The 25,195-nt window shown below is 70.8% G+C and carries 24 protein-coding genes and 2 tRNA genes; 20 read left to right on the plus strand and 6 right to left on the minus strand.

Annotated features, from left to right (window positions below):
• Positions 1-179 precede the first annotated feature (179 nt).
• Entirely contained in the window at positions 180-365 is a 186-nt protein-coding gene (locus tag ABD691_RS03450) for a hypothetical protein (protein WP_344677874.1), read from the plus strand.
• A gap of 86 nt (positions 366-451) precedes the next feature.
• On the plus strand, positions 452-1,543 hold the full coding sequence (locus tag ABD691_RS03455; RefSeq protein ID WP_344677875.1) for a serpin family protein: 1,092 nt from the start codon (positions 452-454) through the stop codon (positions 1,541-1,543).
• 49 nt (positions 1,544-1,592) lie between these two features.
• On the opposite strand, the gene ABD691_RS03460 is transcribed toward ABD691_RS03455, so the two are convergent.
• On the minus strand, positions 1,593-2,474 hold the full coding sequence (locus tag ABD691_RS03460) for a sigma-70 family RNA polymerase sigma factor (protein ID WP_344677876.1): 882 nt from the start codon (positions 2,472-2,474) through the stop codon (positions 1,593-1,595).
• A gap of 82 nt (positions 2,475-2,556) precedes the next feature.
• On the opposite strand from ABD691_RS03460, the gene dnaG reads away from it, so the two are divergent.
• From dnaG to ABD691_RS03480, 4 genes are all read left to right on the plus strand, one after another.
• Entirely contained in the window at positions 2,557-4,443 is a 1,887-nt protein-coding gene (gene dnaG, locus ABD691_RS03465) for a DNA primase (RefSeq protein WP_344677879.1), read from the plus strand.
• Positions 4,440-4,967 carry a hypothetical protein gene (locus tag ABD691_RS03470; RefSeq protein WP_344677880.1) on the plus strand — a complete coding sequence of 176 codons (528 nt, stop codon included), beginning with the start codon at positions 4,440-4,442 and terminating at the stop codon, positions 4,965-4,967. The genes dnaG and ABD691_RS03470 overlap by 4 nt, the downstream gene beginning before the upstream one ends.
• Positions 4,967-5,728, plus strand: coding sequence for a trans-aconitate 2-methyltransferase (locus tag ABD691_RS03475; protein WP_344677881.1), 762 nt, complete (start codon positions 4,967-4,969; stop codon positions 5,726-5,728). The genes ABD691_RS03470 and ABD691_RS03475 overlap by 1 nt, the downstream gene beginning before the upstream one ends.
• Before the next feature lie 107 nt (positions 5,729-5,835).
• Positions 5,836-5,908, plus strand: a tRNA-Asn gene (locus ABD691_RS03480).
• A gap of 105 nt (positions 5,909-6,013) precedes the next feature.
• Here ABD691_RS03480 and ABD691_RS03485 read toward each other — a convergent pair.
• Positions 6,014-6,595 carry a hypothetical protein gene (locus ABD691_RS03485; protein WP_344677882.1) on the minus strand — a complete coding sequence of 194 codons (582 nt, stop codon included), beginning with the start codon at positions 6,593-6,595 and terminating at the stop codon, positions 6,014-6,016.
• Between the two features lie 776 nt (positions 6,596-7,371).
• Between ABD691_RS03485 and ABD691_RS03490 the strand changes: the two genes are divergently transcribed.
• The 8 genes from ABD691_RS03490 to ABD691_RS03525 all read left to right on the plus strand — a co-directional run bounded on the left by ABD691_RS03490 (position 7,372) and on the right by ABD691_RS03525 (position 15,138).
• Positions 7,372-7,566, plus strand: coding sequence for a hypothetical protein (locus ABD691_RS03490; RefSeq protein WP_344677883.1), 195 nt, complete (start codon positions 7,372-7,374; stop codon positions 7,564-7,566).
• A gap of 130 nt (positions 7,567-7,696) precedes the next feature.
• A tRNA-Ile gene (locus ABD691_RS03495) sits at positions 7,697-7,774 on the plus strand.
• A gap of 266 nt (positions 7,775-8,040) precedes the next feature.
• Positions 8,041-9,105, plus strand: coding sequence for an MrcB family domain-containing protein (locus tag ABD691_RS03500; RefSeq protein ID WP_344677884.1), 1,065 nt, complete (start codon positions 8,041-8,043; stop codon positions 9,103-9,105).
• Positions 9,106-9,234: 129 nt separating this feature from the next.
• Positions 9,235-9,861 (plus strand): dihydrofolate reductase family protein, encoded by a 627-nt coding sequence (locus ABD691_RS03505; protein WP_344677885.1) that lies wholly within the window; start codon positions 9,235-9,237, stop codon positions 9,859-9,861.
• 113 nt (positions 9,862-9,974) lie between these two features.
• Positions 9,975-11,879, plus strand: a complete 1,905-nt coding sequence (locus ABD691_RS03510) for a P-loop NTPase family protein (protein ID WP_344677886.1) — start codon at positions 9,975-9,977, stop codon at positions 11,877-11,879.
• Positions 11,880-11,894: 15 nt separating this feature from the next.
• Positions 11,895-13,379, plus strand: coding sequence for a type 1 periplasmic-binding domain-containing protein (locus ABD691_RS03515; RefSeq protein WP_344677887.1), 1,485 nt, complete (start codon positions 11,895-11,897; stop codon positions 13,377-13,379).
• A gap of 49 nt (positions 13,380-13,428) precedes the next feature.
• Entirely contained in the window at positions 13,429-14,412 is a 984-nt protein-coding gene (locus ABD691_RS03520; protein ID WP_344677888.1) for an adenosine deaminase, read from the plus strand.
• A gap of 27 nt (positions 14,413-14,439) precedes the next feature.
• Positions 14,440-15,138, plus strand: coding sequence for an alpha/beta fold hydrolase (locus ABD691_RS03525; protein WP_344677889.1), 699 nt, complete (start codon positions 14,440-14,442; stop codon positions 15,136-15,138).
• Between the two features lie 18 nt (positions 15,139-15,156).
• Here ABD691_RS03525 and ABD691_RS03530 read toward each other — a convergent pair whose 3' ends face one another.
• The 3 genes from ABD691_RS03530 to ABD691_RS03540 all read right to left on the minus strand — a co-directional run bounded on the left by ABD691_RS03530 (position 15,157) and on the right by ABD691_RS03540 (position 19,237).
• A complete protein-coding gene (locus ABD691_RS03530; RefSeq protein ID WP_344677890.1) occupies positions 15,157-16,764 on the minus strand; it encodes an alpha/beta hydrolase in 1,608 nt (535 codons plus the stop codon).
• A gap of 143 nt (positions 16,765-16,907) precedes the next feature.
• The gene (locus tag ABD691_RS03535) at positions 16,908-17,117 is read right to left on the minus strand and encodes a YbdD/YjiX family protein (RefSeq protein ID WP_344677891.1); all 210 of its coding nucleotides are present in this window, start codon (positions 17,115-17,117) and stop codon (positions 16,908-16,910) included.
• Complete coding sequence (locus ABD691_RS03540) at positions 17,114-19,237, minus strand: carbon starvation CstA family protein (protein WP_344677892.1); 2,124 nt, start codon at positions 19,235-19,237, stop codon at positions 17,114-17,116. Before ABD691_RS03540 ends, ABD691_RS03535 begins: the two co-directional genes overlap by 4 nt.
• A gap of 405 nt (positions 19,238-19,642) precedes the next feature.
• Here ABD691_RS03540 and ABD691_RS03545 point away from each other — a divergent pair, with 405 nt between their 5' ends.
• From ABD691_RS03545 to ABD691_RS03560, 4 genes are all read left to right on the plus strand, one after another.
• A complete protein-coding gene (locus tag ABD691_RS03545) occupies positions 19,643-20,134 on the plus strand; it encodes a SigE family RNA polymerase sigma factor (RefSeq protein ID WP_344677893.1) in 492 nt (163 codons plus the stop codon).
• The gene (locus tag ABD691_RS03550) at positions 20,131-21,159 is read left to right on the plus strand and encodes a WD40 repeat domain-containing protein (RefSeq protein ID WP_344677894.1); all 1,029 of its coding nucleotides are present in this window, start codon (positions 20,131-20,133) and stop codon (positions 21,157-21,159) included. The genes ABD691_RS03545 and ABD691_RS03550 overlap by 4 nt, the downstream gene beginning before the upstream one ends.
• Before the next feature lie 27 nt (positions 21,160-21,186).
• Positions 21,187-21,603, plus strand: coding sequence for an acyl-CoA thioesterase (locus ABD691_RS03555; RefSeq protein ID WP_344677895.1), 417 nt, complete (start codon positions 21,187-21,189; stop codon positions 21,601-21,603).
• Between the two features lie 90 nt (positions 21,604-21,693).
• Positions 21,694-22,371 carry a hypothetical protein gene (locus tag ABD691_RS03560; protein ID WP_344677896.1) on the plus strand — a complete coding sequence of 226 codons (678 nt, stop codon included), beginning with the start codon at positions 21,694-21,696 and terminating at the stop codon, positions 22,369-22,371.
• On the opposite strand, the gene ABD691_RS03565 is transcribed toward ABD691_RS03560, so the two are convergent.
• Positions 22,372-23,637, minus strand: coding sequence for a hypothetical protein (locus tag ABD691_RS03565; protein WP_344677897.1), 1,266 nt, complete (start codon positions 23,635-23,637; stop codon positions 22,372-22,374). It lies immediately after the preceding gene.
• Positions 23,638-24,014: 377 nt separating this feature from the next.
• Between ABD691_RS03565 and ABD691_RS03570 the strand changes: the two genes are divergently transcribed.
• Positions 24,015-24,518 carry a DUF3145 domain-containing protein gene (locus ABD691_RS03570; RefSeq protein WP_344677898.1) on the plus strand — a complete coding sequence of 168 codons (504 nt, stop codon included), beginning with the start codon at positions 24,015-24,017 and terminating at the stop codon, positions 24,516-24,518.
• 70 nt (positions 24,519-24,588) lie between these two features.
• Entirely contained in the window at positions 24,589-25,179 is a 591-nt protein-coding gene (locus ABD691_RS03575; protein ID WP_344677899.1) for a hypothetical protein, read from the plus strand.
• The last annotated feature ends 16 nt before the right edge of the window (positions 25,180-25,195 follow it).

Below are 25,195 nucleotides of genomic sequence, written 5' to 3' on the forward strand. Positions count from 1 at the left end.
ACTCTTCACTCAGGGTGTTCGCCGGTTCTGAGACATAGCCAGATCGGGTGACACCTGGAGCGTTATGGGTGGCTGGTCGGCCCGTTGCCCCGAACAACGGACCGGCCGCGCAGCGGACCTGTGTCGCTCGCACCCCGCGGCCCGGTCCCCGTAGTCCCCGTGCCGCAAGGAGACCCCCGATGCCCAACCGGCACTACATCCAGAAGCTCGTCGCGGGCGGCGAGCCGTACGTCAACACCGACGACCTGGCCAACTGGGTCAAGGACCTGCGCTGGAACGACCCCGCGGCGCAGCGGGCGGCGGACTACATCGCCCAGGAGCTGCGCCTGATGGGCCTGTCCGACGTCGAGGAATCGCTCCGGTAAGCGAAACCCCACGAGCGCCCGCGGGACTGGCAGACTCGGGATCAGCCCGGAGACCCAGGCGATCCCGATTGGAGTCCAGCGCGGCCATGAGTGAGCATCTCGACTTCAGCCTCTCCCTGCACCGCCACCTCGCACCGGCGGCCGGCCGGCCGTTCTGCTGGTCGCCGTACTCGGTGGCCAGCGCGCTCGGCCTGCTGACCGCGGCAGCGGGCGGCGGTACCCGGCAGGAGATCGCCGACGCGCTGCGGGTCGACCCGGAGGACCGGGGCGGGCTGCTGGAACTGCTCGGCGGCGCGGCCGAGCTCGGCGGTGACCAGCCGGTGCTCGCGGTCGCCAACACGCTGTGGGCGCACGAGGACCTGCTGGTCACCGAGTCGTTCCTGCGGGAGCTCAAGGACTGGCCGGGCAACGCCGTGCGCAACGCGCCCTTCCGGCGGGAGCCGGAGCAGGCCAGGGAACTGATCAACTCCGACGTCGCCGAGACCACCCGCGGCCTGATCCCGGAACTGCTGCAACCGGGCACCGTCGATCCGGAAACGGTCGCGGCCCTGGTCAACGCGCTGTACCTGAAGGTCTCCTGGCAGGAGTCGTTCGACGACAAGGCCACCGCGCCGCGCGCCTTCCACGCCCCCGAGGGCGACCGCGACGTGCCGACCATGCACGTCACCCGGCGCTTCGGCTACGCCGCGACCGACGGCTGGCAGGTCGTGAGCCTGCCCGCGGCCGGGGGTGTCGAAGCTGTCGTGCTGCTGCCCGACGGCGACCTCTCGACCGCCGAAGCGGCCCTCGACGGCGAAAGGCTGGAAAGCCTGCTGTCGGCGACCAGCTCGCAGCGGGTGGAGTTGTTCCTGCCGAAGTTCGACGTGCGCGGGGACGCGGAGCTCCAGCGGTCGCTGGGCGAGCTGGGCGTGCACAGCGTGTTCACCCCCGGCGCGGACTTCTCCCCGCTGACCGACCGGCCGCTGCGGATCTCGACGATGGTGCACCAGTCGGTGCTGCGCGTCGACGAGAACGGGTTGGAGGGCGCCGCGGCCACGGCCGCGATGATGCGGCTGACCGCGATCGTCCGGGAGGAGGAGCCGATCCGCGTCGAGGTGGACCGGCCGTTCCTGTTCCTGGTGCGCCACCGCACCACCGGTGCCCTCTACTTCCTGGCGAGGGTCGTCGACCCGGCCTAGCGGCCCCGTTTCCTAAATAGGCCACCGTTTCCTAAATAGGCCCCGTTTCCTAAATGACGACGTGGGCGATCTTGTCGGGATTGGCGATGTCGAAGATCTCGGCGACCAGCCCGGCCCGCACCGAGAAGACGACCACCCGCGCGTCCACCTCCGGTCCTTCCGGCAGCACCAGCCCGAGGTCGCCGTTGACCGCGACCGGGCGGAGGCCGTCGTACAGACCGGGGCCGTACTTGTCGAACAGCCCTGTGATGAACAGCGCGATCTTCTCCGCGCCGAGGATCTCCCGGCGGGCGGTGCGGGCCTTCCCGTCGCTGTCGCCGACGAAGACCGCGTCCGGGTGCAGGACCCGGGTGATCGCGGCCAGGTCACCGGACGACACGGCCGACAGGAAGGCGCCGAGCACCTCCTGCTGCTCGGGCAGCGGCACGCGCGGCGCCGGATCGGCGGCGGCCATCGCCCGCCGCCCGCGCGAGGCGTGCTGGCGCGCGGTGGCCACGGCGCAGCCGAGGACCTCGGCGATCTCGGCGAACGGGACGTCGAAGGCGTCGTGCAGCACGAACGCCAGCCGCTGGTCGGGCGGCAGCTCGTGCAGCACCCGCAGTGCGGCCATCCGCAGGTCGTCCCTGGTGGCGACGACGTCCTGCGGGTCGTCCACGTCGGCGACCAGCGGTTCCGGCAGCCATGGTCCGACGTAGCGCTCGCGCCGGACGGCGGCCGAACGCATCTGGTCCAGGCAGATCCGGCTCACCACGGTCGTCAGCCACGCCCCGAGCTCGCGGATCTCGGAGCGCTCGGCGGCCAGCCGCAACCACGCCTCCTGCACGGCGTCCTCGGCGTCGGCCACCCGGCCGGTGAGCCGGTAGGCGAGGCCGATCAGCCGGGACCGGTGCCGGTCGAACTCGGCGGCGAGGGCGGTGGCGTCGGTGAGCACGCGTCCGATTCTGCCTCGCGGGCCCGTCCCGCCGGGCCACCGGAACCCCGCCGGCGATCGGCAACCCCCTAGACTGGTCGGCGTGGCAGGCAGGATCCGGGAAAGCGACATCGCCGAAGTACGCGAACGCAACCGGATCGACGGTGTCGTCGGCGAGTACGTGGCGCTGCGCAACGCCGGTGGCGGCGCGCTGAAGGGCCTGTGCCCCTTCCACGACGAGAAGACCCCGTCGTTCAACGTCCGCCCCGGGCACGGCACCTTCCACTGCTTCGGCTGCGGTGAGGGCGGCGACGTCATCGCGTTCGTGATGAAGATCGAGCACCTCGGTTTCGTCGAGGCGATCGAGCGGCTGGCCGACCAGGCGGGCATCCAGCTCACCTACGAGGGCGGGGCCGCGCCGTCCAGGCGGGACCGCGGGACGCGGACCCGGATGGTCGAGGCGCACCGCATCGCCGCCGAGTTCTACGCCGAGCAGCTGCGCTCGCCGGAGGCGCAGCTCGCGCGCGAGTACCTGGCGCAGCGCGGGTTCGACGAGGCCGCGGCCACCCGCTTCGGCTGCGGGTTCGCTCCCGGCGGCTGGGACAAGCTGACGAAGCTGTTGCTGGGCAAGGGTTTCGAGCTCGACGAGCTGTACAAGTGCGGGCTGGCCAAGGAAGGCAGGCGCGGGCCGATCGACCGGTTCCACCGCCGGCTGCTGTGGCCGCTGAAGGACCTCGGCGGTGACGTGGTCGGCTTCGGCGCCCGCCGGATCTTCGACGACGACCCGATCGAGGCCAAGTACGTCAACACCTCGGCCACCCCGATCTTCAACAAGTCCCAGGTGCTGTTCGGCATCGACCTGGCCAAGCGCGAGATCGCCAAGCGCCGCCAGGCGGTGGTCGTCGAGGGCTACACCGACGTGATGGCCATGCACCTGGCCGGGGTCCCGACCGCGATCGCCTCCTGCGGTACCGCCTTCGGCGACGAGCACATCTCGGTGCTGCGGCGGCTGATGATGGACGACGACGCCTTCCGCGGCGAGGTCATCTTCACCTTCGACGGCGACGCCGCGGGCCAGAAGGCGGCGCTCAAGGCGTTCGACGGCGAGCAGCAGTTCACCAGCCAGACCTACGTCGCGATCACCCCGGACGGCATGGACCCGTGCGAGCTGCGCGAGGCCAAGGGCGACGTGGCGGTCAAGGACCTGGTGGCCCGCCGCCGCCCGCTGTTCGAGTTCGCGATCCGCAGCCTGATCGGCGAGTACGACCTGGATTCGGTCGACGGCCGGGTCGCCGCGCTCAAGCGCACGGTTCCGCTGGTCGCGCAGATCAAGGACCCGGCGAGCCGGGACGGCTACGCCGCGCAGCTGGCCTACTGGACCGGGTGGAACGACGAGAACCAGGTCGTGCGGCGGGTGCGCGAGGCCGCTGGGGTGACCTCGTCGAAGCCGCGCCGCCGCCAGCCGCGCGGGCAGGAGCCGCTCGGGATGGAGGTCGACCTCCCCAAACGGCCGCCGCGGCACGAACCGGCGTGGCTGGAGCGCGAGACGCTCAAGGCGGCGCTCCAGCAGCCCGCGCTGGCCGGGCCGCTCTACGACTCGCTGCCGGAGGAGGCGTTCACCGAGCCCGCCTACGCCGAGCTGCACCGCGCGGTGCTCGGCGTCGGCGGCAGCGCCTCCGGGCTGGCCGGTTCGGCGCTGGTCGACGCGGTGGGGCAGCAGTGCGACAGCTCGGTCGCGCGCGGCCTGCTCACCGAGCTGTCGGTGGAGGCGCTGGACATGCGGACCGAGGACGAGGTCCGCTACGTCACCGGGTTGATCACGCGGTTGCAGGAGCGCCTGGTCAGCCGCCAGATCGCGGACATCAAGTCGAAGGTGCAGCGGATGTCGCCGCTGGAGGACGCCGAGGAGTACAACGCGTTGTTCGGCGACCTGATCGCCCTGGAGGAGTACCGGAAGGGCCTGCTGGAGCAGGCGTTGGGGGCGCTGTGAGGCCGCTGCGCCGGTTGCTGGCCAGGCTGGGCGGCACCGGCGACCTGCCCGAGGACTTCGGCGGCGAGCTCGCCAACGACGAGCACGTGCTCGCGGTCGCGGGCAGCCGCGACGGCGCGGTGGTCGCGACCCACCTGGGCCTGTGGCTGCCCGGGCCGGACGGTCCGCGCCGCGTCGGCTGGCACCTGGTGAGCAAGGCGACCTGGAACAGCGGCCGGCTGGAGGTGACCGAGGCCGAGGAGTCCGGCACCGCCGGTGACGTGGTGATCCTGCGAGATCTGCCACCGCGCCGGTTCGACCTGGAGTCGCCGGGCCGCCTGCCCGAGGTGGTGCACGCCAGGGTCACCGGTTCGATCAAGTCCAGCCACCACCGCGATCTGCCGGGCGGCGGTGCGTGGTTCGTGCAGCGGAAGGTGCCGGGCCGCGACGGCATCGTCCTGCAGGTCCGCGCCGACCGGGGTGCGGACGAGATCGCGGTGGCGGAGTTCGCCGAAGAAGTGGGTCGCCGGCTCAGGGAGGCGTGATGTGGGATCCGCAGCAGTACCTGGACTTCAGCGAGCACCGGGACCGGCCCGCGCATGACCTCGTCGCGCGCGTCCGAGCGGCGTCGGCGCGGCGCGTGGTCGACCTCGGCTGCGGTGCGGGCAACCTCACCCACCTGCTGACCGACCGCTGGCCGCGGGCCGAGGTGGAGGCGCTGGACTCGTCGCCGGAGATGGTCGAGTCCGCCCGCGGGCGGGGGATCGACGCCCGCGTCGAGGACGTGCGGGAGTGGAAGCCCCGGCCGGACACCGATGTCGTGATGTGCAACGCGGTCCTGCAGTGGGTGCCCGACCACGTGGACCTGCTGCGCCGCTGGCTGGCCGATCTGCCGAGCGGCGCCTGGTTCGCCTTCCAGGTGCCCGGCAACTTCGAGTCGCCCTCGCACGAGGTCACCTTCGACCTGATCGACGAGCCGCGCTGGCGCGACCGCCTCGGCGGCCTCCTGCTGGGACCGGACAGCGTCCGGCCCGCCACCGGTTACGCGGACGCCCTCGCCGACCTCGGCGCGGCGGTGGACGCGTGGGAGACGACGTACGTGCACGCCCTGGGCGGCGACGACCCGGTGCTGGAGTGGATCACCGGTACGATGCTGCGCCCGGTCCGGGCCGTCCTCGGCGACGAGGAGTGGGACGGTTTCCGCGCCGAGCTCGCCCCGCGCCTGCGCAGCGCCTACCCCCGCAGGCCGGACGGGACCACCTGGCTGCCGTTCCGGCGGATCTTCGCGGTCGCTGAGCTGCGCTGATCAGGTCGGCCGGGGCTTGGCAGGGGGGTGTGTGAAAGCGGCCGACGGCATGGGCTAAAGTAGTCCACGTCAGCGCGACACGGGCTGGCGAGAACAACTGAGAACATTCCTCCGTAGCTCAATTGGCAGAGCATTCGGCTGTTAACCGAAGGGTTACTGGTTCGAGTCCAGTCGGAGGAGCTCCCACCCCAGGTCACCGGCCTGGGGTTTTTGTTTTGGGGTTGTGGTCAGCTGGTGGCTGGTCATGCGGCTGATCACAGCCCTGGCGTGCAGCATCCTCGGGCCTCAGCTGTCGCACGCTGCGTGTGAAATGGCGTTGCGGGTGTTGTGGACGACGTCGACCTCGTTGCGTTCGGGATAGAAGTCCAGCGCAGCGGTGCCTGGTGGCCAAGGTGCGCCGGGCGGGTCCAGGCTGGTGATCAAGCCAGCTGGGACGGCGAATGCCGGGCGGCGCTCCAGATCACCCTGAAAGCCGAAATCGTACGACAGGCTGAAGACCCGGCATGGGCCCGTGATCCGGTCAACCATTGAGTCGCCGGAGAATTCGGATCCATCCGGGCGGGAGATCTTTTCGACGGTGATCTCGGTGTAGCCGTCGGAGTCCGAGTAAGGAAGCGGGGGCCACGTGCAGGAAGCGAACGCGACCACGGAGTCCGATTCGGTTGTTTTCTGCGTCTGGGCGTCCAGGCGGTGGATGGCTTCGCATTGCGCTACGCGGTCCGCGGCGATCTGCTCGGGGGACGGTGACCGTGGAGCAGGCGAGGACAGGTGGTCGGTGCGTTCTCCGGGCGACTGGAGAACGACTGCCAGGATTCCTACGGCGGCACCTAGCCCGACGACGCTGCTGAGCAGCACGAGGATCTTCATGGGCGATCTCGTACGATCGGCGCTGGTGGCCTGCGGTGATGTCAGCTGAGTGACGTGCACTCCTCCATGAATGACGCCCGCCTGTACGACGTTTCCCGGAGCATCATCGACCTGGTTGCGCACGGCTCTGTCGTGTTGTGAGTGCTCAGCAGTCATCGTCCTGACCTGTCGAGGAGGCAGATTGCCTGCGGGCAGCTGAGAGGAGCGGCCGGGTCCTGGCGCCCTCTGCTCTGTCGGGCCACACGATAGACGTGGCGTAGCCAATCTGTGGCCCATATCGGAAAGCGACTCCAGCCGCCCGAGCCCGGCCTGGTGCCGGGGCAGCCGCATCGGCGCGGGGCTGTCCGGGTAAGATCGCGAATGGCTTCGCGGCCGGATCGGCCGATGGTGTTCGAGCACGGGCGGAGCCGGCCAGCGGGTTGCTTGTTCGAATGCGGAGACGGCATCGGTTCTCGATGTCTTTCCGCCGCGCCCGATGCCGATCAACCACCGACGTCACCTGTTCGGGTGAGGAAGTGTCGGGTGCGTCTGGTTCAGGTAACGAATCCGGATCGTGCCCCGATCTCCAGTGGTGCTCGGCAGCCTTCCGCCGCACCGTTGTTCTCGGATGTCTGTGCAGGTCAGCGCCGGTCCGGTGGGGGAGATCACCGGCCTGCGGCGGTTCGGCGGGGAACGAGATGAACTCGTGACACGTTTTGGCACAACGGGAACGCCACCAGCTCCGTCCCAGGAGTAGTGGAGTTCGCAGGGGACTGAACAGAACGGGGGAAGCACGAATGTCCGCTCCAGGGATCGGCAAGGAACCACACCTCTCGCTGCCGGATTTCTCGGCCGTCACCCGGCTGCCGAAGCCGGTCAAAGCACTCGTCTATCTGGTCCTGCTGGCAGTGCTGACGGTGGCCGCGCTCGGCGCGCTGGCGGCCACCATCGTGATCATCGGTCAGCTCACAGGCGCCTTCAGCCTGTTCTGACCGCAACGCGACCGGCCGGCGCTCCGCACGGGGGCGCCGGCCGTCTGCTGTCCGAAGATCGCCCCGCGGCCCCACGCACGCCCCGGGCTCGCTACGATCGCCGCGACGGCGCGTGTCGCGCCGACCACCCGGGGCAGTAGCTCAGCAGGTCAGAGCAGCGGACTCATAATCCGTCAGGTCGTGGGTTCAAATCCCACCTGCCCCACCAGCAGTGCCTGGCCAACAAGGACGCCGGCGGGGTAGATCAACTCCACACCTTTCCACGCCCAGTTCGTCGAACCGTTCAACCTGATCAAGCGTGTCCGTCGAAGGAACACGGGGTCAGGTGAGGCGGGTGAGTTGGCCCGCCGCCAGCTGATCTGGCGGCGGTCGCGTGGTACTGATGTCGGTCCGCCCCGCTACGGTGGCGGCTTGCGGGCTAGCGCGGCATGAAAGTGTCGCCGGTGAATCTTGGGGTATGGGGGCTGAGCGCTGGTGAACTTGCGGGATCTGCTCGGCAGAGTCACGCGTACCTACGTTCGCGAAGAGGGGCAGCAAAGTCACGCGGCGAGGTTGCTCCGCGGTGCCGGTACGGTCGTCGATGGTTATGTGCCCGTCGGGTACCTGGTCAAGGGCAGCAGCGGGCAGAGCACGCCAGCCTTCGTGCCGTGGATCGCGGTGTTCGACCCGGACCACACAACCTCCGCGATGCACGGAATTTACGTCGTTTACCTATTCGCAGCGGATATGCGAACTATCTTCCTGGCGCTGTTATGCGGGTCGGAGGAAACACGTAAGGAGTTCAGGGGACGAGCCCTCGACATCCTCGCAGACCGCGCCGAAGCCATCCGGGACGCTCTAGGGGCCGAGGTGCGAGAAGGGCTCGAAGATCGGATTCGATTAGGCGCTCCGTCACGTGTGCAACGCCCGAAATACTACGAGGCAGGCACGATCGTTGCCAAGCGCTACGACGCGGAAGACCTGCCCACTGACACCGAGCTCGCTGACGACTTGCTGCGTCACCTGCACCTTTATGAACTTGCCGTTGACCGGTATCGGCAACTCGCATTAGTCCGACCAGATGTGGTCGTCGGCGCAGAATCAGATATCCAGCCGGAAGTGATGGGCGAGTTCAAACCCAAGGACGACGCCGACTACGAACAGATCATCAAGGCCAGGAAGATCAAGAAGAGCCGCAAGCACGAAACGCTGCTCAAGAAGTTCAACGACCACCTCCGCGCCTGCGGATTCGCGACCGGGAGCCCGCACCCGCGTGACCTCGTCGCCGAGCGCGACGGTCAGAGCTGGCTTGTGGAGGCCAAGGTCCTCCAGCGCGGCAACGGCGTCCAAGCCACACGCGACGCGCTGTCCCAGCTCATTTGGTACAGGTACTGCCACTATTCAGAGCCGCGTGCGGTCCGCATGTTGGCCTTGTTCAACGAACCGGTCGGTGACCTCTGCCTCGAGATTCTTCAAGAGGTCAACATCGAGGGCGTCTGGCCAGACCGTCACCGCTGGACGGGCACACCTGGGGCCATCGCCGCCGGCCTTTGCGACTGACCGATCGAGTCGATAGCAGTTCCGCCGAAGCACCGTTCAGAGAGTGGAGCCCGTAACGGTCTTGCCTGTCGATCCCGACCCGCCCCGTTCGACGCAGTGGTGAAGACATCGCGAGCGAAGGGGAAGCCCATGCGCAAGTTGTTGGTGACCGCGTTCCTGTCGTTGGACGGGGTCGTGCAGGCGCCGGGTGGCGCTGACGAGGATCGGGACGGCGGGTTCGCGTGCGGCGGCTGGGCGGTGCCGCACTTCGACGAGCAGCTGATCCGGCGGATGGCCGATCTGACCGAACAGGCCGAGGTGCTGCTGCTCGGGCGGAAGACCTACGAGATCTTCGCCGAGGCGTGGCCGTTGGCCGCTGCTGATGATCCGATCGGGGCGAAGCTCAACAGCATGCCCAAGCGGGTCGCCTCGCGGACGCTGAAGAGCGTTTCGTGGCAGAACTCCGCCTTGCTCGCCGGCGATGTCGTGGAGGCCGTTCGCGCGCTGAAGCGGGACGGCGGTGGGGAGATCCAGGTCCACGGCAGCGGGCAGCTGGTGCAGACGCTGCTTCGGCACGATCTCGTCGACGAGTTCCACCTGCTCTTCTTCCCGGTGCTCGTCGGGTCCGGCAAGCGGCTCTTCGCCGGTGGGACCGTCCCGGCCGGGCTCCGGCTCGTCGAGTCGGAGACGTCGGCCACCGGTGTGCTGATCGGTCGGTACGCGCGGCACGGCGATCTCGAACTCGGCTCCATGGGGCCGGAAACGGGGAACTGGTAGGCAATTCCGTTTCCGAACAGATATCTCGTTTCGCATCCCACCGCTCCCCGGCCTGGCACCCTGAGTAGCACGGGAGTTACCCGCTGCACGTGACCGGAGGGGTGGTGCGTCGCATGGCAGGTGATGCCGACTTATTCGGGCCGCGGGGTCGGCCGCAGGATCCCGGGCGCCTGCAAGGGCGTTCCGGGGTCGAGGGACTGGTGCGGGAGTGCGTGCTGCGCCCCAAGCACCACCCCGACCGGGATCTTCCGGTGGTCGTGCTGTTCGGTCCGCGCGGCAGCGGCAAGACCGCCCTGCTCGGCACCATCGAGAACCGGTGCGGGCAGGCCGTTCCCAACGCGCGGATCGATCTGGACAACAAACCCAGCGGTTCCGCGCGGGCCGCGGTGACCCGGCTGGCTTTCGACCTGAGCCGCAAGTACGAGAACTTCGGCCGCATCCACTTCCGCAGGCTGATGCTTTGCCTGCTGGTCGTCGGTGCGCAGCTCAACGAGGAGAACCGGCGCAAGGCGCTGGCCGAGCTGCGCACCACCGTCGCCGAGGACACCGCCATCGACGACCGCACCCGCAACGCGGTGAACGACGTCGTCGCCAACGCGGCCGAGGCCGGGCTGCTGCCACCCTGGTCGAGCGTGGCCGCGGATCTCCTGCTGCGGGGCGCTGATTCGCTGCGCTGGCGCCGGAGGCTGCGGCTCGGATCGGGAATCGGCTGGCCGGTCGAGGGAAAACCGGTCGACCTCGGTGACATGTGGGTCGACATCGGCGTCGCCGACTCCGGGGTGGTCGACGAGGTGTTCTGCGCCGCCTTCCTCGCCGATCTCCGCGAGGCGTACCGGAAGCGCCGTTCCGCGCGGAGCCGGGCGAACTGCGTGGTGCTGCTGGACAACATCGACTCCGAAGGGGGCCGCCAGCTCCTCGACATCCTGCTCGACGTGCGCCAGCGCGGCGAACAGGGATCGCACCCGCTGCTGCTGGTGTGCACAAGCAGGCAGTGGGACCGCCGGTGGGGCCGGCAGGGCGTCGACGCGCACACCCCGGAACAGGCCGGGCTGGCCGCGTGGGAGAGCCTCCGCCGGATCGGCACCGGCCGGGATTCCTGGTGGTACCCGGTGGAACTGCGCGACTTCACCGCGTCCGAGGTCGCCGTCATCGGCCGGTTCGCCACCGAAGCCGCCCCGTCGCCCTTCGTGCACGCGCTGACCGGCGGGCACCCTTGGGGCACCAGGGAAGTCTGCGCTGCCCTCGGCGAACAGCCGACAGAGCCCGAGATGCGCCTGGTGTTCGAGCGGCGGGACGACGACGGCGCCGCGCTGGCCGTGCGGGCGCGGGAATACCTGTTGCAGGACTTCAACATCACGCAGCGCCGCACCCTCGCGGTGTTCGCCGCGGCCCCCGACCTCGAGCTGGCAACGAGATCCGCCGTCCGCGCGGCCGGAACCGACGACGGCATCGGCCCGCTGCGCGAGGTGCGCAGCCGGCTGTGGTCCGGCACTGATGACGACAACCGGCTGTCGCTGCACCCCTGGTTGCGCCGCCTGCTGCTGCACGAGCTGGCATCGCGCGCCGAGGACGACGAGGAGAGCTGGCAGGTCGTCCACGCACGGCACCGGGATCACCACCGCGACCAGGGCAACACCGCCCAGTCGCTCTACCACGCGCTGGCGCTGGAGGACCTGGGCGCGGTCGTCGACGACCTCCGGACGCGGTTCGAGCGCATCCACGCCGAGAACGACGTCCGCCCGTGGGTGCAGCGGCTGGACCTGATCACCTCCGCGCCCAACCGGATTTCCGGCGACCGCGCGCCGCGGGACCGGGTCGAGGAACTGGTGCTGGGCACCGTTTCCCCGCAGGACGCCAACCTCGGGCGGCTCGTCGCCGCCAAGTGGCTGCTGTCCGATCCGCTCGGCGACCCGGGCCGGTCGCTGCACAACGTCGTCCGCATCGGCTTCGAGCGCCTGGCCCAGCAAGCCGAGGCCGGGTTCGTGGTGCTGCTCGCCGAAGCCGAGAAGTACGCGTGAGAACTGGGGGAGAACATGGTCGAGTTCGTGCCGAAGTCGTGGTGGCAGCGCAACCGCGCGCGGGTGCTGGCCGCCGCGGTCGCCCTGGTGCTGGTGGCCTCCGCCGGTGTCGTGGTGGCGTGGTGGACGGGCCGGTGCGCCAACGGGGTCAGCCGGATCGGGGACGAATGCATCGGCGTCACCGACGGTTCCTACGCCTTCGACGATGAACTGGCCGAGGTGACGCGCAAGATCAAGGCGGAGAACGACTGGGTGCTCCAGCAGCCCCGGCCGCACGTCAGCATCGTCTACCTCGCGCCGATGACGCTGACCGAAGGGGACACCATCACGATGGCCTCGACCCGGAACGGCCTGGAAGGTGCCTACCTGTCGCAGCGGCGGGCCAACCGGACCGCGGGCTGGCACGGCGACTCCCCGCTGATCCGGATCCTGCTGGCCAACCCCGGAAGCCAGTTCAAGCAGTGGGAGCCGGTGACCCGCCAGATCGTGGGCATGCGCGACTCCGGCAGCGAGCCGGTGGTCGCGGTCGCCGGGCTCGGGCAGAGCCACGAGGGCACCGCCAACGCGATCACGGCGCTGACCAGGAGCCGGATGCCGATGGTCGGGGCCACCGTCACCGCCGACGGCTTCACCGACCGCATCGACGGCGGGCGCAGCTGGATGATCCGGGTCGCGCCGCCCAACAGCGCACAGGTCCGAGCCGTGGTGGACCGCCTGGCCGACACCCGCAGCGCGATGCTGGTGCAGGACGACAACCAGTCCGACGTCTTCGCCCGCAACCTCAACGAGAACTTCAGCCGGGAGTACCCGCGGGACGGCCGGGAACTGCTGCAACCGCAGATCTACGACTCCTCGCTGGACACCGCGAACAGCTTCTCCACCATCGTCACCAACATCTGCGTCGCCCAGCCGGACGCGATCTTCTTCTCCGGCCGGTTCGGCGACCTGAAGGACCTGCTCGCCGCGCTCAACGCCCGCATCTGCGGCAAGCGCAACCTGCGGGTGGTGACGCTGGACAGCCTGGTCAACATCGCGGGCATCGACAAGATCAAGGAGCAGCTGTCGAACATGAGGCTGGAGTACACGCAACTCGCCGCGCCGAAGGCGTGGGACGGCCGCGACCAGTACTTCTCCACCAGCGCCACCAACGACTTCCGCAACCTCCTGGCAAGCGAGTTCTACCGGCAGCCCGGCGACGAGGAGGCGGCGATCATGTCCTACGACGCCGTGGGCGTGGCGGCGACGGCGATCCGTCGGGCCGCCGAGAACGCCACGCAGAACCCGGCGCCGCCGGTGACGTCCGACGCGGTGTTCCAGCAGTTCTACGCGATGAACGGCGCGTCGGTCGTGCCCGGAGCGAGCGGCTGGATCTCGCTTAACGAGCGGGGCGATCCGCAGCAGAAGGCGCTGTCGTTCTTCACGCTGACCGGCAACGGGTTCGCGCCGGGATCCCCGGAAGTGGTCTCGGACACCGGTCTGCCGCTCGATCCGGGTCTCTGAGCGGCGCTTACCCTGGACGTTTCCACTTCCGAACGTCCAGGAGGAATCTGTGCGTCCCGACGCGGGCCCGCTGCCGAAGGCCGAACTGCACCTGCACATCGAAGGCACCCTGGAGCCGGAGCTGGTGTTCGCGTGCGCCCGCCGCAACGGCGTGGAGCTGCCGTTCGCCGACGTGGAGCAGCTGCGCCGCGCCTACGTCTTCGACGACCTGCAGTCGTTCCTCGACCTGTACTACCTGGCGATGAACGTGCTGCGGACCGCGCAGGACTTCACCGACCTCGCCGACGCCTACCTCGCGCGGGCGCGCGAGCAGGGCGTGCGGCACGCGGAGATCTTCTTCGACCCGCAGGCGCACGTCAGCCGGGGCGTGCCGCTGGAGGTCGTGCTCGACGGGCTGGAGGCGTCGCTGTCGACCTCCGCCGAGCGGTTCGGCATCTCCACCCGGCTGATCGCCTGCTTCCTGCGCGACCGCGGCGCGCGGGAGGCCATGACCACCTGGGAGGCGCTGGCCCCGCACGCGGCCCGGCTGCACGGCGTCGGTCTGGACTCGGCCGAGGTCGGCCACCCGCCGGAGGCGTTCGCCGAGGTCTTCGGCGCCGCCAGGGACGCGGGCCTGCACCTGGTCGCGCACGCGGGGGAGGAGGGCCCGCCGGACTACGTCTGGCAGGCGATCGACGTCCTCGGCGTGGAGCGGGTCGACCACGGCATCCGCGCGGTGGAGGACCGCGCGCTGCTGGACCGGCTGGCCCGCGACCGGACCCCGCTGACGGTGTGCCCGCTGTCGAACGTCCGGCTGCGCTGCGTGCCCGCGCTGTCCGAGCACCGGCTGCCGGAGCTGCTCGACGCCGGGCTGCTCGTGACGATCAACTCCGACGACCCGGCCTACTTCGGCGGCTACGTCGACGACAACTTCCAGGCGCTGCGGCGGGAACTCGGCCTCGGCGACGACGTGCTGCGGGAGCTTGCGGCGAACTCCTTCCGCGCGTCGTTCATCGACGAGGACGACCGCGCCCGCCTGTTGCGGGAGCTGTAGCCGGCCGCGGTCGGCTACCTTGCCGTCATGGCGGAATTCGTACTGGTCGCGGGTGCGTGGCTCGGGTCGTGGGCGTGGGACGACGTGGTCCCGCACCTGCGCGCGGCGGGCCACGGCGCCCATCCACTGACGCTGTCGGGTCTCGCGGACAAGCGAGGTGTGCCCGCCGGGCAGCAGACGCACGTCCGGGATGTCGTGGGCGTGGTCGAATCGGAAGACCTGCGCGACGTCGTGCTGGTCGGGCACAGCTACTCGGGAATCCCGGTCGGCCAGGCGGCCGAGCGGATCGGCGACCGGCTGACCCGGGTGGTCTTCGTCGACTCCAACGTCCCGGTCGACGGCGAGTCGTTCGTCTCCGGCTGGTGGGAGGGCCCGGCGAAGCTGGAGGCGTCGATCGTCGGCAACGGCGGCTTCTGGGCGCCGCTGACCGCGGCCGACTGCGCCGGCCAGGACCTCACCGACGAGCAGATCGCGCGGTTCGTGGAGCGCTCGACGCCGCACCCGGGCACCTCGCTGGCCGAGCCCGCCGCGCTCGCGCGACCGCTCGGCGAGCTCCCGGCCACCTACGTCAAGTGCCTGCTCGACGGCGCGGAGCCCGGCGCCGCCGTCGCCGAGCTGCTGACCAGCGACCGCTGGCAGCTGGTCGAGCTCGGCACCGGCCACTGGCCGATGTTCTCCCGGCCGCGCGAACTCGCGCGGATCCTGCTCGACGCGGCCGGGAGCTGACACCCGGGTCTCGCGGGATCACACCGGCAGCCGGCCCGCGGCCTCGCCGTAGCGCTCGTTGGCCAGCAACGGGTTTTCCGCACCGGTCGAGGCCGCTGCCGGCGGCTCCGGGATCGGCAGGCCCTCGCAGGTGAGGTCCGCGCCCGGCACGACGCCGTCGACCAGGTAGGACTCGACGACGTCGTCCACGCACGCGTTGCCGCCCGCGTAGACGCCGTGGTCGCCCTCGCCGGTGACGGTCAGCATTCGCGACCCGGCGAACCTCTCGTGCGCCTGCCGCGCACCCTCGAACGGGGTCGCCGCGTCGTGCACCGACTGCACCATCAGCACCGGCGGCACGCCGTTGCCGGTCGGCGTCGGCATCGAGACGTCCGGGCGGTTCCAGAACACGCACGGCTCGACGATCTTGCCGCCGCCGATGAGCGGGTACCGGTCGTTGAGCTCGCCGGACCACTCGGCCAGCCATTCCCTGTCACCGTGCCACGGGGTGTCGTTGCAGGTGATCGCGAAGAAGGTGGAGTCGAAGGCGTCGTCGGCGCGCTGGAACAGGCCGGCGAACCCGGCGGTCTGCGCGGTGGCGCCCTGCGGGTTCTCGATGGGCTGCTTCAGGTACGCCAGGCCCGCGGCGAGCTTCTCGAACTGCGTCTTGCTGTACATGGCCTGACCGGCCGCCGCGTCCAGCGCGATCTCGTCGATCACGCCGACGCCGGGCATGTCGACCGGCTTGCGCTTGACCTGCGCCCGCAGGTCCTCGAACGTGGCGCGCACCTGGTCGCTGGTGCTGCCGAGGCGGTAGAGACCGTCGTGCGCGGCTGCCCACGGCTGGAAGTCCTCGACCATCCGCCGTTCGAAGCCCATCGGCTGCCAGCCGAAGGAGTCCTGCCAGGAGGCGGTGAAGTCGGTGTTGGAGTCGAGCACGAACTTGTCCACGCGGTGCGGGAAGTAGGTCGCGTAGTAGGCGCCCATCCAGGTTCCGCCGGAGTAGCCGACCCAGCTGACCTTCTCCCGGCCGAGCAGCTCGCGCAGCAGGTCCAGGTCGCGAACCGTCTGCTCGGTGGTGATCAGCGGACCCAGGTCGCCGTTCTCCCGCTGGCAGCCCGCGGCGATCTGCTCGGCGCTGTCGAGCAGCTTGTCCACATTGGCCTGGCTGCGGTCGCGCGGATCGAGGTCGGCGCCGATCGTGGTCGCCCCGCCGCAGCTGATGTTGGTGCTGTCCCCGGTGCCGCGCGGGTCGATGCCGACGACCTCGAAGCTGTCGAGCAACTTCTGCCGGCCCAGGAACGTCAGCGGCAGCGTCCGGCCGGGTCCGCCGGGCCCGCCCGGGTTGGTGAGCAGGCTGCCGCGCTCGGCCTGCCCGTCAGCGGGAGCGAGCCTGCTCACCGCGATCGTGACGGACTCGCCGTCGTCGGGCCGGTCCCAGTCGCGCGGTGCCTGGAACGAACCGCATTCCAGCCGCTCCGAGCCGGGTGGCAGCTCCGGTGGCGGCGTCTCGAAGCACGGCTTCCACTCGATGCCCTGCGCCAGGTACGGCGCGGGCACCGGAGCCGCGGGCGCGGCCGGCACCGGCGGTGCCGTCGCGAGCAGTGCGCCCGCCGCGGTGGCGACGGCCAGCAACGTCTTCCCCATGTCGTCCCCTCGTGCGATCGCACGCCGGTCTGGCGTGCTTGTCGATCACATAAGGGGTGGGGAAGCCTCGCGACCGCCGAACGTACGATCCGGAAAGGCCGTCTTTAACTGGGAAAAGGGGGCGCTGGGCCCCCTTTTCCCCCTCAGCAGCAGCGGGATCCGGGATTGGTGTCGCCCCGGTCGACGTGGCGGCGCCAGAACTCCCGCTCGGTCAGGACCGGGTGGTCCGGGTGGTGCGTCCGCTGGTGCTCCAGGTACTGCTCGTAGGCGGTCTCGCCGACGATCCCGCGCACGACCTGCCAGGCGCCCCGAGCGGATCGGCGCAGCCTGGTCAGGATCGGCGCGGAGGTCACGTTCCGGCCCCTGCCTTCTGCCGCTGCCGTTCCTCGGCGGTCGGGATGAGCCCGGCCGGGGCGAACAGCTTCGACTCGACGTGCGGGACCTCGGTGTCGGGCAGCGGTGCGGTGGCGCGCAGGGCCCTGATCCACACCCTGATCGCGTCGACGAGCACGATGATGATCAGCACCGCGAACAGGATGCTCAGCACTCCGTCCACAGTGGAGTTCAGCACCACCTTGTGCATCTCCTCCACGGTGCTCGCCGCGCCCTTGCTGGTCTGCCCGGCGTCGATGGCCGCCTGGTACGAGGCCCGCTGCGCGAAGAACCCGATCTTGGGGTCGGCCGAGAACACCTTCTGCCAGCTCGCGGTCAGCGTCACGATCGCGTCCCAGGCCAGCGGGACCAGCGTGACCCAGGCGAACTTCGCCCGCCCGGACTTGATCAGGATCGTGGTCGCCACCGCCAGCGCCACCGCCGCCAGCAGCTGGTTGGCGATGCCGAACAGCGGGAACAGCTGGTTGATGCCGCCCAGCGGGTCGTTGACCCCGGCCCACAGGAAGTAGCCCCAGCCGCCGACGATCGCCGCGCTGGAGATCCAGATGCCCGGCTTCCAGCTCACGTCGCCGAACTTCTTCCAGACGTTGCCGACGGTGTCCTGCAGCATGAACCGCCCGACCCGGGTGCCGGCGTCGACGGTGGTCAGGATGAACAGCGCCTCGAACATGACCGCGAAGTGGTACCAGAACGCCTTCATCGCGTCCCCGCCCAGGACCTGCGAGAACACCTCGGACAGGCCGTAGGCCAGGGTCGGCGCGCCACCGCTGCGGCCGACCAGCGTCTCCTCGCCCACGGCCGCGGCCGCGGCGGCGAGCTGCTCGGGGGTGACCTGGAAGCCGATGCCGGCCACCGCCTGCGACGCCGACTGCAGCGTGTCGCCCAGCGCGGTCGAGGGCATGTTCATCGCGAAGTAGATGCCCGGGTCGATGATGCAGGCCGCGGCCAGCGCCATGATCGCCACGAACGACTCGGTCAGCATGCCGCCGTAGCCGATGACCCGGACCTGCGACTCCTTCTCCAGCATCTTCGGCGTCGTGCCGGAGGAGACCAGGGAGTGGAAACCCGACAGCGCACCGCAGGCGATGGTGATGAACACGAACGGGAACAGCGCGCCCGAGAACACCGGTCCCTGGGCGTTGAGCGCGAAGTCGGTGACCGCCTCGGTCTTCATCACCGGCCAGGCGATCAGGATCGACACCGCCAGCATCACCACGACGCCGACCTTCATGAAGGTGCTCAGGTAGTCGCGCGGGGCCAGCAGCATCCACACCGGCAGCACCGAGGCGACGAAGCCGTAGGCGATCAGCGCGAAGGTCAGCTCGTTGCCGCTGAGGGTGAACGCCGAGGCCAGCCCGGACTCGGCGATCCAGCCGCCGCCCACGATGCTGACCAGCAGCAGCGCCACGCCGATCACCGAGGTCTCGACGATCCGGCCGGGCCGCAGGTAGCGCAGGTAGAAGCCCATGAACAGGGCGATCGGGATGGTCATGCCGATCGAGAAGGTGCCCCACGGCGACCCCTTCAGCGCGCCCACGACCACCAGCGCCAGCACCGCCAGCAGGATGATCATGATCGCCAGCACCGCGATCAGCGCCGCGATCCCGCCGATCGGGCCGATCTCCTCGCGGGCCATCTGGCCCAGGCTGCGGCCGTCGCGGCGGGTGGAGAAGAACAGCACCACCATGTCCTGCACGGCCCCGGCGAAGATGACGCCGAGGATGATCCAGATCGTGCCCGGCAGGTAGCCCATCTGGGCCGCCAGCACCGGACCCACCAGCGGGCCCGCCCCGGCGATCGCCGCGAAGTGGTGGCCGAACAGCACCCGCCGGTCGGTCGGGTGGAAGTCGACGCCGTTGTTGAGGCGTTCCGCGGGCGTGGCGCGGGTGTCGTCGACCCGCAGCACGCGGTAGGAGATGAACCGGGCGTAGAAGCGGTAGCCGATCGCGTAGGACGCGAGCGCGGCGAAGACCAGCCACGCGGCCGAGATCTCCTCGCCCCGGCTCAGGGCGATGATGCCCCAGGCGATCGCACCCACGATCGCCACGAGCACCCAGACACCTATCTCCTTGGGACTCATTTTCCGTTTCGGCGCCGCTGGGCCGTTCGGCGCTGTAGTAGTGCTCGCCACCGTCTCCGGTCTCCGTTCTCACGTCCACCCGCGCGAAGCACGGCAATGTGACGAGGATCTGCCCCGCGAGGGTTCGATGTCCAGTGCGTGGCATCGAAGTAACCATGATGTAAGACGCGACCTCGGCCGGTGCCCGGGCGGTCGCCGTACGCAGCGCGAGCAGGCGTCATGGGAATTCCCGCCGATCTTGGTCGGGGTCGGCGGTAAGCTTCGCCGCCGTGGGTTCCGCCGGACGGCAGGCGGGAAAACCGGCTCCGGCCACAACCACGGAGGGGGTCTCGGGCGTCTTGCAGGTATGTGACGGTATCGATCGCATTGCCCGCGACCGCCTGGCCGGACGGCGGGTCGGCGGCGATGGATGAACTGACGGCCCGGCTGACCGACCTCTACCAGGAGCACTACCGCCAGCTGCTGCGGATCGCGGTCCTGCTGGTCGACGACCGGGCGTCGGCCGAGGACATCGTGCAGGACGCCTTCGTCCGGGTGTTCGACTCCCGGTCCCGGCTGCGCGATCCGGACAAGGCGCTGGCGTTCCTGCGGCAGGCCGTGCTCAACCGGGCCCGCTCCATCCTGCGGCGGCGGATGGTGGCCAAGAAGTACCAGCCCAGGCTCGCCACCAGCGACTCGCTCCCGGACGACACCGGCCGCGGCGTCGACCGGGCGGTGCTGGCCGCCGCGCTCGCCCAGCTGCCGCGCAGGCAGCGGGAGGCGGTCGTGCTGCGCTACTACGCCGACCTCAGCGAGGCCCGCACCGCCGAGGTGATGGGATGCAGCCAGGGCGCGGTCAAGTCCTACTGCTCGCGCGGGGTCGCGCGGCTTTCCGATCTGCTGCGGGAGCGGGTGTGACGAACCGAGACAGCACGCGAGAAGAGGACCTGCTGCGCGCCCGCCTGCACCGGCTCGTCGAGGACGTGGAGCCGCGCGGCGACTCGCTGCCCCGGCTGCTGGCCTCGGTCCGCAGGCGGCGCTCGCCCCGGCGGCCGTTCGTCCTGGCCGCGGGCGCGGCGGTCGCGGCCACCGCGGTGTTCCTGGTGGCGCTGCTGAACTTCCCAGGCAACCGCGGGACCGAACCGGTCAGCATGCAGCCCAACAGCTACGTCGCCGCTGCGCGCCCGGACTCGATCACCGCTTTCAACATCGTCTCCGGCAAGCAGCTGGGCCGGGTCGCCGAGCTGCCCGGCAGGCGGGTCCAGGCGCTGGCCACCGACGGCGAGCACGTCTACGCGCTGGTGTCGGGCTCGCGCGACCAGCTCGTCGAGACCTCCTCGCGCGGGGCCCAGCAGGTGCTCGCCGACGTCCCGCCGCAGACGAACCTGCTGGCCGCGGGCGGCGGGCAGGTCGCGTACGCCTCCCCGGACGCGGTGGTGGTGCGCGGCGGTTCCGGCGAGCGGCGGCTGCTCCCGCCGCGGGGCGAGCGGGTGGTGGACGTGGCGCTGGCCTCCGACGGCAGGCTCGCGGTGCTGACCGCTTCGGACGGCTCCCGCGCGGGCACGATCCACCTCGTCGGCCCGGGGGAGACGTCGATGACCTCGGGCCCGGCGATCGACCCCGGGGACGAGTGCGGACCGCTGGCGGTGACCTGGTCCGGGCCGGAGGTGGCCGCGCTGCGCAGCGCGGGCTGCGACTCCGGCAGGGTCCGGGTGACCACCATCGACGGCAGCGGTCGGCAGATCGGCGGCGGGGTGCCGTTCGAGGCCGGTCGGGTCGAAGTCCACGACGTGCAGCTCTCCAGCGACCGCCTCGGGCGGTTCCTGGTCTCGGTCGGCGGCGGGCGGCAGTGGCTCGTCGACGAGACGGACGTGCGCGAGGTGCCCGCGGCGTGCGCACCGGGCGGCGGCTGCGCGGACGTGGCGACGACGTTCTGGAGCTGAGCCGGGTTCCGTGCCAGGGTGGCGGCCATGACGTTCCAGATCCGGGTCGGTGTCCGCGGTTACGAGCTGGACCTGCACGGCCACGTGCACAACGCGGTTTACCTGCAGTACGGCGATCACGCGCGCTGGGAATGCATCCGCAGGGCCGGGGTGGAGATCGCCGACGTGCACGCCGACGGCCTCGGTCCGATCAACCTGGAGACCACCATCCGCTACCAGCGGGAGCTGCGCGGCGGCGACGAGGTCGACGTCTCCTGCGAGTTCGAGTGGGGTACGGGCAAGACCTTCCGGGTCCGCCAGGAGCTCCGGCTCGCCGACGGGTCGCCGGTCGCCGAGATCATCAGCGTCAGCGGCCTGCTCGACCTGGCCGAGCGCAGGCTGGTCGCCAACCCCCAGGAGCGGTGGCGGGCGCTGGCGAGCTCCCCCGAGCTGATGGGGCTGTGACCGGGACACGCCCCTGATCCGGCCAATGCGGATCGCGGGCGCCGCTCGCCGTGATCATCGCTCGGAGGTGATCGGAAACGAGGGGGGCACGTGCACAGGCATCGGCAGGAACTCGTCCGGCTCTTCCGCGTCGCGCTCGACCGGCCGCGGTGGCAGTGGGTGCTCGCGTTCGCCGTCTCGGTCTGGACGCTGCTGTGGATCGGCGGCCAGTTCACCGGCAGCGCGCCGTCGGCGCTGGGCGTGCTGGAGGTCCTCGGCGGCGCCGTGGGGGTCGCAGCCGAGCAGTGGACGACGCAGGTCGCCGCGGTCTGGCACGGCGCGGGCGCCTGGCCGCCGGTCGCGGGCGGTCTGCTGTGGGCGGCCACCAGCGAGCGCGGGCAGACCCCGGCGCTGCTGGGCTGGATCGCGGTGATGCTCGGATCCGAACGCCTCGGGTACCGGCCCGCCGTCCTGATCGCGGTGGCGACCCTGGTCGGCTTCGCCGTCCTGATCGGACTGCTGTCGCTGACCACCGCCCGGTTCGTCGACCGCCGCTCCACGCTGCTGCCGCGCGACGTGCTGCGCGCCTCGGTCACCGCCGCGACGCTGTCGGTCGTGGTCCCGCTGGTCGCCCCGGCCGCCGCGATCATCCGGCTCGGACGTCCCTACATCACCCGGGCTCCGCGCGTGCTGACGCCGGAAAGCGGCGCGTCCGGGCGCGGCGGCTGGAGCCGCATCCCCGAGCAGGCCAAAGCACCCGAGCAGGACAGGGCCCCCGAGCCGTCCTGATCAGGCGCCGCGCAGCCGCAGGCCGCGCTCGGCCAGCGACCGCAACGCCACGTCGTCGGAGTCGGACGGCCCCTGCGACCACACCGCCTGCACGATCCGAACCCGCGTCCCGGTGCGCTCGACGGCCTGCGCCGCGCCGTCGAAGGACTCCGGTGCGCCGGGCCAGCGGTGGCCCGCCCGGACCGGATCGGTCACACCGCCGGTGCCCGCGGTGTCGAGGACGCCGCGCAGCTCCAGCGCGCTCTGCTCGTCGGCGAGATCGATGACCGCGACGGCGACCGCTGCCTTGCGCCCCTGCACCTGCGTGTCGAACGCGAGCCGGGAAAGCCCGGTGCAGGGCCGGGACTGGAACCAGACCCGCACGTCGCCGTAGGAACCGGCGGTGCAGGCGGAGTCCTTCAGCGATGCCCGCTCGACGAACTCGACCCCGTCGACCCGCTGCACCGGGACCGCGGTGTTGCCCGCCCGCGGCTGCTGGCTCGCACCCACCAGCAGCGCCACGATCACGACGAGCACGACCAGCACCGCCGCGCCGAGCGCGATCAGCTTGTGGCGCGCGGAGAACGAACGGCTTGGCTCCCGCGCGGGCGCGGGTGGCGCGGGCTCGTCCTCGACCTTCGAGAGCAGCATCGTGTCCGCTGTGGCCAGGTCCGGGGCGACCGCGTCCGGGAAGCCCTCGGCGGTCAGCGCGGCGATGTCCAGCTCCGCGGCCTCGTCGCTGAGGACCGCGAGCAACCGCTGCGCGGCGCCGACCGGGCAGGAGCGCTCGTAGGTCGCGAGCTCCCGCGCCGCGGCCAGGACCGACGTCGTCGTCGGGTAGAGCACGCGGACGCCGCGGTGCAGATCGCTGGTCGGCTGGGTGACCTGCTCGACGAACGGTCCGACGGCGATGATCGTGCTCACCGGCATCGGCTCGACGTCCCGCGACTGGAGGCTGCGTGCCAGCGCCGACGCCGACTCCAGCGCCTCCAGCCCGGGGTTGACCGCGCCCTCGGTGCGCACCAGCGGCCAGCCGTCGACCGACCACGGTGTCCGAAGTGGAGCTTCCAGCTTGAGCACCGGCTCCGGCAGGTCCACCCCGGCCACGACGATCACGCCGCGGGGCAGCACGATCACCGCGTCCAGCGTCCGCGGGCAGCCGGGCGGCTTGCAGCCGAACACGGCCACGCCGCCGAGGACCTCCACGCCCTCACCCCAGGCGGTGAGGGCCGCGCGGATGTCGGCGCCGACCGTCGTCGGTTCCGGACCGGTCCGCACCAGCCGCATGACGACCTCCCTAAGGACTGCTCGGCGTTCCCGCCTGAGCACCGTAGCCGGACGGGGAACCCGCTGGCCCGCGGTTGCGACCTTCGCCCTTTCGAGTGTTATCCACCACTCGTCCGCCCCCGCCGAGCTGCCGCGCCGGCAGGGTCGGCGATCTGCTCCCGCAGGGCCGGGAACTGCGCATACCGCTACCCGGCGGGCACCTCCCGCCCGCCGGGTCCGGACGCGGCCGCCGTTGGCGCATCCACGCCGATTCGTTGCGTTCTTGTGGCGAAGGTCAACCCCCGCCGTGCAGAATGACGCCGCGAGCTGGTGATCGCTTCCGCAGGACGAGGTCGTAGGGGAAGACGTCCCTCGTCGAACAACAGCGGAGGTCAGCAGTGAGCGCCCGTGGTCCAACATGCGGAGTCGTCTACGTCCACTCGTCGCCGTCTGCGGTCTGCCCGCACGTCGAGTGGGCGATCTCCGGCGCGCTCGGAGTCCGGACCGAGCTCCGCTGGACGGCGCAGCCCGCCGCGCCGGGCCAGCTCCGCGCGGAGTGCAACTGGTCCGGAGAGCCCGGTACGGGCGCGGCCCTGGTCGCCGCGCTGCGGGCGTGGCCGATGCTGCGCTTCGAGGTCACCGAAGACCCGAGCCCCGGCATCGACGGCCAGCGGTTCTGCCACGTTCCCGGACTCGGGCTGTGGCGGGCCTGCACCAGCGCCAACGGCGACGTCGTGGTCGGCGAGGACCAGCTGCGCACGCTCGCGGCCAACAGCCGCGGCCCCGAGTCGTTCGCCCACCGGGTGGACCAGCTGCTGGGCGCGGCGTGGGACGACGCCCTGGAGCCGTTCCGCCGCGCGGGCGACGGCGCACCGGTGACCTGGCTGCACCGCGTCGGCTGACGGCGCAGGTCTGTGGGCTTTCGCCGGGGAAGCGCTGATCCCGGCGGGTGCGCTGTGGGAAGCTCCAGGGGTGTCGACTTCTCCCACCAGGTCCACCGGTCGCCCGTGGCTGAAGTGGGGTGTCCCGCTCGCCGCCGTCGTCGTCGCGCTCGCGGCGTTGGGCGGACTGGTCGCGCGCACCCCCGCAGGCCGGCCAACGCCCGATGCCACCTCCGAGCTGGCCCCGCAGTCGCTGCGCGCGGACGAGGGCGGCGGCCAGGTGCTCGTAGACCTCAGCCCCGACGCGACCGCGCACCCCGACCAGTCCACGGTCCGGTACCTGCTGGAGCGCCACTTCAACGCGATCAACTTCAAGCAGTACGACGTGTGGAAGGAAACCGTGGTCCCCGCCCGGCAGCAGGAGAAGCCGAAGAAGCTGTGGGAGCGGGAGTACCAGAGCACCGACGACCGCGACATCAGGGTGCACCGCATCGAGCCAGGTCCGGATTCGTCGCTGCGGGTCATGCTGACCTTCACCAGCACCCAGGACCCGGCCAGCTCGCCCGACTCCCGCTCCAGGTGTCTCAAGTGGAACGTCGTCTACCCGCTGGTCCCGGACTCCGGCGGGCTGCGGCTGGACACCGCCAGGCTGCCGGGCAGCGCCCAGTACGCGCCCTGCTGACGACGACGGGCCACCC

This window comes from Saccharopolyspora taberi (assembly GCF_039534165.1).
Lineage (GTDB): Bacteria > Actinomycetota > Actinomycetes > Mycobacteriales > Pseudonocardiaceae > Saccharopolyspora_D > Saccharopolyspora_D taberi.